This window comes from Flavonifractor plautii ATCC 29863 (assembly GCF_000239295.1).
GTDB lineage: Bacteria > Bacillota > Clostridia > Oscillospirales > Oscillospiraceae > Flavonifractor > Flavonifractor plautii.
In genome coordinates this window covers 1-8,193 of record NZ_JH417623.1, presented here as the reverse complement: position 1 = coordinate 8,193, position 8,193 = coordinate 1, and the positions used below count along the sequence as shown (strand labels likewise).

Genomic DNA, 8,193 nt, shown 5'->3' with positions numbered 1-8,193 from the left:
CGCGGCGCGCTGCGCCGCGGCCCGTTTTTCGGCTTGCGCCGCCGTGCCCGCCGTGGTAAAATAAACTTCGTATGGACTCAGGAGGGGAACGGATACCATGCTGATTTTAGGCATAGACCCCGGCTTTGCCATCGTGGGCTTCGGGCTGGTGGAGGCTGATCGTGGCCGTCAGCGCCTAGTGCAGTGCGGCGCAATTACCACACCGGCAGGGGAGCCCCTGCCCGCACGTCTGCGGCAGATCGCCGACGATATGGATCTGCTGCTGGCCCAATTCCAGCCCCAGGCCATGGCAGTGGAGGAGCTGTTTTTCAACAACAATATTACTACGGGCATCGGCGTGGCCCAGGCCAGGGGAGTTCTCCTGCTGGCGGCGGAGCGCCGGGGGGTGCCCATCTTTGAGTATACCCCCAGCCAGGTCAAGCAGGCGGTGGTGGGCTACGGAAAGGCGGAGAAGCGGCAGGTCATGGATATGACCCGCCGTCTGCTGAATTTGAGCGCCGTGCCCAAGCCGGACGACGCTGCCGACGCGGTGGCCATCGCCCTGTGCCATGCCCGTTCGTTTACCTCCCGCCTTCAGAGCCCCGACGCGGCCCGCCCGGGCAGCGGGCGCTATGAGGTGCGGAAACAAGTGCGTTAGGAGAAGCAAAAACGATGTTTTATTATCTGAACGGCGTGGTGGCCCATGTGGCCCCCTTTCTGGCGGTCATCGACTGCGGCGGGGTGGGCTATGCCTGCCGCACCACCAACAACACCCTGTCCCATCTGCAAAAGGGGAAGCCGGCCAAGCTCTATACCCACCTGAATGTCCGTGAGGACGCCATGGAGCTGTTCGGCTTTTCCACGGAGAATGAGCTCAACTGCTTCCAGCTCCTCACCTCGGTGTCCGGTGTTGGGCCCAAGGCTGCGCTCTCCATCCTGTCTGCGGCCACACCCGAGTCCCTGGCCATGAGCATCATCACCGGGGACGAAAAGGCCCTGACGGTGGCCCAGGGCATCGGGAAAAAAATCGCCCAGCGCATCATCCTGGAGCTGAAAGACAAGCTGGCCAAGGGACAGATCGCCCCTGGAGGCGAGAGCTATGGCGGCACCGGCGTCACGGTAATCCCGGAGAACAAGTCCAGCGAGGCCGCTGCCGCCCTGGCAGTGCTGGGCTACAGCCAGAGCGAGATTGCCGTAGCTCTCAAGGGCATTGACGTGGACGGCCTTGCCCTGGAGGAGATCATCAAGCAGGCGCTGAAAAGGATGGTCAAGAATTAACGTCGGGCTAAAAATGCGCTTGGGGAGCGGTTCATTTTTATTGCACGCATCTACGTCAGAATGAGGAAGTGAACATACTTGAGCATTGACTTTTCCGATACCGGGTTTGAGACCCAGGAGCCGCTCGTCACCACATCGCTGACGCGGGATGACGAGAACGAGGGTTCCCTGCGCCCCAAGACCCTGCGGGAGTATATCGGGCAGGAGAAGGCCAAGGGCAACCTGGAGGTCTTTATCCAGGCCGCCAAAATGCGGGGCGAGCCCCTGGACCACGTTCTGCTTCACGGCCCGCCCGGCCTGGGCAAGACCACCCTCAGCGGCATCATTGCCAACGAGATGGGGGTCAATATCCGCATCACCTCCGGCCCCGCCATTGAGAAGCCCGGCGATCTGGCCGCGCTGCTCACCAATCTGGCGGAGAACGACATCCTCTTTGTAGACGAGATTCACCGGCTCAACCGCTCGGTGGAGGAGATTTTATACCCGGCCATGGAGGACTTCGCCATCGACATCATCATCGGCAAGGGGCCCTCGGCCAACTCCATCCGGCTGGATCTGCCCCGCTTCACCCTGATCGGCGCTACCACCCGGGCAGGGCAGCTCTCCGCACCCCTGCGGGACCGCTTCGGCGTGACCCTGCGCCTGGAGCTCTACACACCGGAGGAGCTGGCGCAGATTGTCACCCGGTCGGCCGGCCTGCTGGACGTTCCCATAGAGTCGGACGGCGCAATGGAGATCGCCCGCCGCAGCCGCGGCACGCCCCGCATCGCCAACCGAATGCTGCGCCGGGTGCGGGACTTTGCCCAGGTGAAGGCCGGGGGTGTGATTACCCGTCCGGTGGCAGACCAGGCGCTCACGGCACTGGAGGTGGACCACCTGGGGCTGGACGCCGTCGACCGGCGGATGCTCGCCAGCATCATTGAGCACTACGGCGGCGGCCCGGTGGGCCTGGAGACCCTGGCGGCTACCATCAATGAGGAGGCAATTACCCTCGAGGACGTCTATGAGCCCTATCTGATGCAGATGGGCTTTCTCACCCGCACCCCCCGCGGGCGCTGTGTCACCCGTCGGGCCTACGAGCACTTGGGCCTGACCGTGCCCGGCGGGGCCTGCGGACTGGAGCAGCTCTCGCTGTAGAGGGGAGCTGGGTGAAAAAGAACCCCCTGGTTCCCATCCTGGACGGCGGTGTAATCGCGGCGCTCGTTCTGGGCGTTATGGCGGTAATTGTGCTGGTGGACGCCGGGCTGCTGCATCTGCTGGGCGTCCGCTGCGACTCCTTCGGCTGGCTGGTGCTCTATGTTCTGGTGGAGGCGGTGCTCGGCCTGCCCCTGGAGCTGTTCACCGCTGGCCTGACCAAGGCGCTGGTCAAGCTCGGCTGGGCCAGTCCCCGTCTGGCCAATCTCCTCTACATCCCGCTGGACGCCCTGTGCACCGTCTTTGCCTTTTGGGTGGCCGATATGCTTATGGAGCCGGTGGAGGCTAACCTCCTCGCCGTTTTGGTGGTGGGGCTGTTGTCCGCCCTGTTCTCCAGGCCGGTGAAACAGGCGGTGCGGCGGAAGAAAACGCCGCTGGAGGGGGAGCATGACCAAGCGAATGACGATCGACTGAACTGATAAGAATGAGGTGGCTATCGAATATGGGTAAATTATTTGGAACCGACGGCATCCGCGGTGTCGTCAACGACGGACTGGACGCCATGCTGGCCTTCCGGGTGGGCATGGCCGCCGCGCAGGTGATGACCCGGGAGAAGGGAGGCGGACAGCCTCGATTCACCATCGGAAAGGATACCCGCATCTCCTCGGATCTGCTGGAGGGGGCGCTGATTGCGGGGCTGTGCTCCGCGGGGGCGGATGTGCTCCACCTGGGCGTGATCCCCACGCCCGCCGTGGCGTGGACCACCGTGGACACCAAGGCGGATGCGGGCATCGTGATTTCCGCCTCCCACAACCCCTTTGAGCACAACGGAATCAAAATTTTCAACGGCCAGGGCTTCAAGCTCTCCGACGAGCTGGAGGGGAAGATTGAGGAAATTTTGCTGAACGATATCGCCGTGCCCCTCAAGACCGGCGGGGAGATCGGCCGGGTGATTTACGCCGATGAGAAGGAGTCCCAGGATTATATCGACCACTTGGTGTCCACCATCGGCTCCGAGCTGGCGGGGCTGCATATTCTGGTGGACTGTGCCAACGGCGCGGCCTCTGCCACTGCGGCCCGGCTGTTTGACCGGTTCCCCGACCTGCACACCGACGTGATTCACGCCGATCCCGACGGCGTCAACATCAATAACGGCTGCGGCTCCACCCACCTGGACCAGTTGAAAGCCATGGTGAAGGCGGGCGGGTATGATCTGGGCATCGCCTTTGACGGCGACGCGGACCGCTGCCTGATGGTGGACGAGACGGGAGAGGAGATCGACGGCGACCAGGTGATCGCCGCCTGTGGGCTGGCGCTGAAAGAGGCGGGGGAACTGGTCGGCGGAGCCATTGTGGGCACAGTTATGAGCAATCTGGGCCTGCACCGTTTCTGCAAGGAGCACGGCATTGGGCTGTTCTGCACCAGTGTGGGCGACCGCAACGTGCTGGAGAAGATGGAGGAGTGCGGCTATGTCATTGGGGGCGAGCAGTCGGGGCACACGATTTTCCGGCGCTACGCCACCACCGGAGACGGCCAGCTCACCGCGCTGCAATTCCTGGATCTGCTCTGCCGCTCCGGCAAGAAAGCCTCCGAGCTGGTAGGGGAGTGCAAACGCTATCCCCAGGTGCTCATCAATGTGCCGGTGGCCGATAAGGCAAAGAAGGAGGCCGTCCTGTCGGCCCCTGCGCTTCAGAGCGCCGTGGCGGAGCAGGAGGAAAAGCTGGCCGGAAACGGTCGTGTTCTGGTGCGCCCCTCCGGGACTGAGGCTCTCATTCGCGTGATGGTGGAGGCTCAGACCGAGCCTGTAGCGCGGGAAACGGCGGAGCTTTTGGCAAATGTAATAAAAAATCATGGATCTTAACGGGAAATTTTTGCGCAAAAGCTTGACAAATCCAGAATTATCCGCGTATAATGTATAAGGAGAACCGGTATGAAACCAGATCATATTCCTTCCCAGGAACTCACGGACGAAACGCTGTGCCGTTTGGCCGCCTCCGGCGACCGTGTGGCAGAAGAGCGTCTGGTCATGCGCTATAACCGCTTGGTGCGGATGTGCGCACGCCCCTATTTTCTGGCGGGCGGCGACAGTGAGGATCTGATTCAGGAGGGTATGGTCGGCCTGTTAGCCGCGATCCGAGAGTATGACTCCTCCAAAGCGGCTGTATTTCGCACTTATGCGGAGGTCTGTATCAAGAACCGCCTGTTCTCTGTGATAAAAGCAGCAGCGAGAGATAAGCACACACCGCTGAACAACTCAGTCTCGTTCGAAACCCCTCTTTTTAGCGGGAACGGAGATCGGTTTGCCTACCATGCGCCAGGCCGGCAGGTGGAAGACCCGGAGGAGATATTTCTCAGCCGGGAGTCCTTCCGGGAGCGGATGGAAACACTGATGGGCCAATTGTCCGGTTTCGAAGCAAGCGTACTTCGGTTGTATCTGAACGGTCTGTCCTATTCTGAAATCGCAGCCGAGGTAAACAAGTCCCCGAAATCGGTGGACAACGCTGTCCAGCGCATTCGGCGCAAGTTGGCACAGCAATCTTCATCTGGCGATGTCAGCGTAAGCTGAACGCAATATTACTGACCCAGCACAATCGGATCATCCGGACCTGGGCAACAAAGCAAAGAGAGGGTAAAATCATGTACGAAGACAAGACTCTGGTATGTAAGGAATGTGGCCAGGAGTTCGTGTTCACCGCCGGTGAGCAGGAGTTCTACGCCGAGCGCGGCTTCCAGAACGAGCCCCAGCGCTGCAAGGCCTGCCGTGATGCCCGCAAGGCCGCTTCCCGTGGCCCCCGCGAGTATTTCACCGCTACCTGCGCTGCCTGCGGCGGCGAGGCCAAGGTGCCCTTCGAGCCCAAGTCCGACCGTCCCGTGTACTGCAGCGACTGCTTCGCCCGTATGCGCGAGCAGGGCTAACCGCCAACTTGAAAAGGACGCCCACAGGGGCGTCCTTTTTTTGTCCGCTGATGTTACGGAAAAGAAAACTGTGTCTTGAAAAAATCAGAAAAATAGGATATACTACTAATATCCTAGAATTTTGGAGGTATTACACCTATGGCTCAGATTACGAAAGATACGATTATTGGCGACATCCTGGATATTGCGCCTGAGACCGCGCCCATCTTCCTGTCCATCGGCATGCATTGCCTGGGCTGCCCCTCCTCCCGCGGTGAGACTGTGGAGCAGGCCTGCATGGTGCACGGCGTCGAGGTGGAGGAGCTGCTGGCCAAGATCAATGCCAGTGTGGCCGCCGCGCAGTAAAAGACTCCGGAACCAAAAAGGGGCGGCCCTCCGGCCGCTCCTTTTTTATCATGAGGTGATACCGATGAGAACCGTTGAACTTACCCCCCGTCTGCGGTCGGTGGCCGAGCTGGTGCCCCGGGGGGCGCGGTTTGCCGATGTAGGAACCGACCACGCGTATCTGCCGGTCTGGCTGCTGCAGCAGGGGAGGATTACCGGGGCAGTGGCCTCGGATCTGCGGCCGGGGCCGCTGGAGCGGGCCAGGGGCACGGCGGAGAAATACGGCCTGACCGGCCGGATGGACTTCCGCCTGTGCGACGGGCTGTCCGGGATACAGCCGGATGAGGTTAATACCATTGCCATGGCGGGGATGGGCGGCGAGACCATCGCGGCCATTCTGGCCGCGGCCCCGTGGACCTGGGAGCGGGAATGCCTGCTTCTGCTCCAGCCCATGAGCGCCCAGCCCTTCCTGCGCCGCTGGCTTCAGGCCCACGGCTATACCATCCGACGGGAGCTGCTGAGCCGGGAGGGGGACACCCTTTACACAACCTTTGAGGTGTACGCTGGCCCCATGGCGAAGCTGACCCCGGCGGAGCTGTGGGCGGGGCGACAGACCAGGGGAGAGGGTTCCCCCCTGCGGTTGGCTTACCTAGACCGGCTGCTGCGGCAAACGGAGCGCGCGATAGCAGGGCTGAAGCGGTCCAAACGTCCGGAGGATGCCTCCCGCCTGGCAGAGCTGGAACAGGTACATCAGGGACTATTGGACATGAAGGAGGAGTGGCTGTCATGGCAACGGTGAGAGAGATTTATCAATATCTGGACGGACTGGCCCCGTTTTCTCTGCAAATGGAGTTTGACAACGCCGGTTTTCTGGTAGGCCGGGGAGAACGGGCCGTGTCAAAGATTCTGGTCTCCCTGGATATCACGGAGGAGGTGGCGGAGGAAGCCGCCGAGCTGGGGGCGGAGCTGATCGTATCCCACCATCCGGTGATCTTCCGCCCGGCCAAATCCGTGACGGACGGCGATCCGGACGGACGGGTTCTGCTGGCGCTGGCGGAGCACAGGATCGCCGCCATCTGCGCCCATACCAACCTGGACGCGGTGGCGGGGGGCGTCAATGACGCCCTGGCCCAAAAGCTGGGACTGGTGCAGATTGAGCAGCTCCATCAGGACGGGGTGGATGGCTCCGGGCGTCCCTACGGCATCGGCCGGGTGGGCAGTACCACCGGCGCCCCCATGTATGCCCCCGCCTTTGCTGCCTTTGTCAAGGAGGCGCTGGGGGCCAACGGCGTGCGCTACGTGGACGCCCGCCGCCCGGTGCGCCGGGTGGCCGTGGGGGGCGGCGCTTGCGCCGACCTGCTGCGGGATGCCCTGGCCCTGGGGTGCGACACCTTTGTCACCGCCGACGTGAAGTATAATGGCTTCCTGGACGCCAAAGCCCTTGGGGTCAATCTGATTGACGCGGGGCACTATCCGACCGAGCAGGTGGTGTGCCCCGTTTTGGCCAAATGGCTGGCCGCCGGCTTCCCACAGGTGGAGATTCTTTCCACGAGCCGCCATAAGGAGGCCTTTTTATACCTGTAAGGGCTTGCAAAGACGCGCAAATAGTGATAGACTAGTTCCGCTGATTTTCGATTGCAGGAAGGGAACGAATCAATATGTCAGGACATTCCAAGTGGCACAATATTCAAAAGACCAAGGGCGCGGCGGACGCCAAGCGTTCTCAGATATTTACCAAGATCGCCCGTGAGATGATCGTGGCGGTCAAGACCGGCGGCAGCGGCGACCCCAACAACAACTCCCGCCTGGCCACCGTCATTGCCAAGGCTAAGGCCGCCAACATGCCCAACGACAATATCAAGCGTACCATTGACAAGGCGCTTGGCTCCGGCAATGCCGACAGCTACGAGAACGTGGTGTACGAGGGCTATGGACCCTCCGGCGTGGCCGTAATCGTGGACGCGCTGACCGACAACCGCAACCGCACCGCTCCCGAGGTGCGCCACCTGCTGGACAAGTACGGCAAGGGCCTGGGGGCTACGGGCTGCGTGTCCTGGTCCTTTGACCGCAAGGGCGTCATCATCATCGAGAAAGAGGATCTGGACGAGGACACCGTGATGATGGACGCGCTGGATGCGGGCGCGGACGATATGCAGGTGGAGGAGGAGACCTTTGAGGTCTACACCGACCCCGATGCTTTCGGCTCCGTGCTGGCCGCCCTGGAGGAGAAGGGCTATACCTTCGTCCAGGCCGCCGTGGAGATGGTGCCTCAGAACTATGTCAAGCTGGAAAATGAGGACGACATCAAGAACATGGAGAAGCTCATTGATCTGCTGGAGGACAACGACGACGTACAGAACGTCTGGCACAATTGGGATCAGGAGTAACTTCAGACATTCAAAACGGAGGTCTGGCTTTGTCCAGACCTCCTGTTTATTCATAACTTTACCAAGGAAAATCCGACCTGCCATCTGACGCAATGCAACTTCAAGAGGTTCCAGAAGCGTTTCAGGTGTTGCCTGTCCGAAAAAAACGGCCGCCCGGAGCGCTGTGCTCCGGGCG

11 protein-coding genes are annotated in these 8,193 nt (G+C 61.5%); all 11 read left to right on the top strand.

Features of this window, described 5'->3' with window-relative positions; all coding sequences use genetic code 11:
• Nucleotides 1-97 precede the first annotated feature (97 nt).
• The gene (ruvC, locus tag HMPREF0372_RS00290; RefSeq protein ID WP_007487907.1) at nucleotides 98-637 is read left to right on the top strand and encodes a crossover junction endodeoxyribonuclease RuvC; all 540 of its coding nucleotides are present in this window, start codon (nucleotides 98-100) and stop codon (nucleotides 635-637) included.
• A gap of 14 nt (nucleotides 638-651) precedes the next feature.
• Nucleotides 652-1,257 carry a Holliday junction branch migration protein RuvA gene (gene ruvA, locus HMPREF0372_RS00285; RefSeq protein ID WP_007487906.1) on the top strand — a complete coding sequence of 202 codons (606 nt, stop codon included), beginning with the start codon at nucleotides 652-654 and terminating at the stop codon, nucleotides 1,255-1,257.
• Between the two features lie 78 nt (nucleotides 1,258-1,335).
• Entirely contained in the window at nucleotides 1,336-2,394 is a 1,059-nt protein-coding gene (gene ruvB / locus HMPREF0372_RS00280; RefSeq protein WP_007487905.1) for a Holliday junction branch migration DNA helicase RuvB, read from the top strand.
• An 11-nt stretch (nucleotides 2,395-2,405) separates the two neighbouring features.
• Nucleotides 2,406-2,870: a YrvL family regulatory protein gene (locus HMPREF0372_RS00275; RefSeq protein WP_007487904.1), complete on the top strand. Its 465-nt coding sequence runs from the start codon at nucleotides 2,406-2,408 to the stop codon at nucleotides 2,868-2,870.
• A gap of 23 nt (nucleotides 2,871-2,893) precedes the next feature.
• Entirely contained in the window at nucleotides 2,894-4,252 is a 1,359-nt protein-coding gene (gene glmM / locus HMPREF0372_RS00270; protein WP_007487903.1) for a phosphoglucosamine mutase, read from the top strand.
• Between the two features lie 69 nt (nucleotides 4,253-4,321).
• A complete protein-coding gene (locus HMPREF0372_RS00265; protein WP_007487902.1) occupies nucleotides 4,322-4,957 on the top strand; it encodes a sigma-70 family RNA polymerase sigma factor in 636 nt (211 codons plus the stop codon).
• A 71-nt stretch (nucleotides 4,958-5,028) separates the two neighbouring features.
• On the top strand, nucleotides 5,029-5,307 hold the full coding sequence (locus HMPREF0372_RS00260; protein WP_007487901.1) for a zinc-ribbon domain containing protein: 279 nt from the start codon (nucleotides 5,029-5,031) through the stop codon (nucleotides 5,305-5,307).
• A 138-nt stretch (nucleotides 5,308-5,445) separates the two neighbouring features.
• The gene (locus HMPREF0372_RS00255) at nucleotides 5,446-5,652 is read left to right on the top strand and encodes a DUF1858 domain-containing protein (protein WP_007487899.1); all 207 of its coding nucleotides are present in this window, start codon (nucleotides 5,446-5,448) and stop codon (nucleotides 5,650-5,652) included.
• Nucleotides 5,653-5,716: 64 nt separating this feature from the next.
• A complete protein-coding gene (locus HMPREF0372_RS00250) occupies nucleotides 5,717-6,430 on the top strand; it encodes a tRNA (adenine(22)-N(1))-methyltransferase (protein WP_007487898.1) in 714 nt (237 codons plus the stop codon).
• Nucleotides 6,418-7,215, top strand: a complete 798-nt coding sequence (locus tag HMPREF0372_RS00245; protein ID WP_007487896.1) for a Nif3-like dinuclear metal center hexameric protein — start codon at nucleotides 6,418-6,420, stop codon at nucleotides 7,213-7,215. The genes HMPREF0372_RS00250 and HMPREF0372_RS00245 overlap by 13 nt, the downstream gene beginning before the upstream one ends.
• 74 nt (nucleotides 7,216-7,289) lie before the next feature.
• Nucleotides 7,290-8,018 (top strand): YebC/PmpR family DNA-binding transcriptional regulator, encoded by a 729-nt coding sequence (locus HMPREF0372_RS00240; RefSeq protein ID WP_007487893.1) that lies wholly within the window; start codon nucleotides 7,290-7,292, stop codon nucleotides 8,016-8,018.
• Nucleotides 8,019-8,193 lie beyond the last annotated feature (175 nt).

Bases quoted from the DNA above. Each gene is read 5' to 3' on its own strand.
- ruvC (WP_007487907.1), top strand. From the start codon at position 98: ATGCTGATTTTAGGCATAGACCCCGGCTTTGCCATCGTGGGCTTCGGG.
- ruvA (WP_007487906.1), top strand. From the start codon at position 652: ATGTTTTATTATCTGAACGGCGTGGTGGCCCATGTGGCCCCCTTTCTG.
- glmM (WP_007487903.1), top strand. From the start codon at position 2,894: ATGGGTAAATTATTTGGAACCGACGGCATCCGCGGTGTCGTCAACGAC.
- HMPREF0372_RS00265 (WP_007487902.1), top strand. From the start codon at position 4,322: ATGAAACCAGATCATATTCCTTCCCAGGAACTCACGGACGAAACGCTG.
- HMPREF0372_RS00260 (WP_007487901.1), top strand. From the start codon at position 5,029: ATGTACGAAGACAAGACTCTGGTATGTAAGGAATGTGGCCAGGAGTTC.
- HMPREF0372_RS00255 (WP_007487899.1), top strand. From the start codon at position 5,446: ATGGCTCAGATTACGAAAGATACGATTATTGGCGACATCCTGGATATT.
- HMPREF0372_RS00250 (WP_007487898.1), top strand. From the start codon at position 5,717: ATGAGAACCGTTGAACTTACCCCCCGTCTGCGGTCGGTGGCCGAGCTG.
- HMPREF0372_RS00245 (WP_007487896.1), top strand. From the start codon at position 6,418: ATGGCAACGGTGAGAGAGATTTATCAATATCTGGACGGACTGGCCCCG.
- HMPREF0372_RS00240 (WP_007487893.1), top strand. From the start codon at position 7,290: ATGTCAGGACATTCCAAGTGGCACAATATTCAAAAGACCAAGGGCGCG.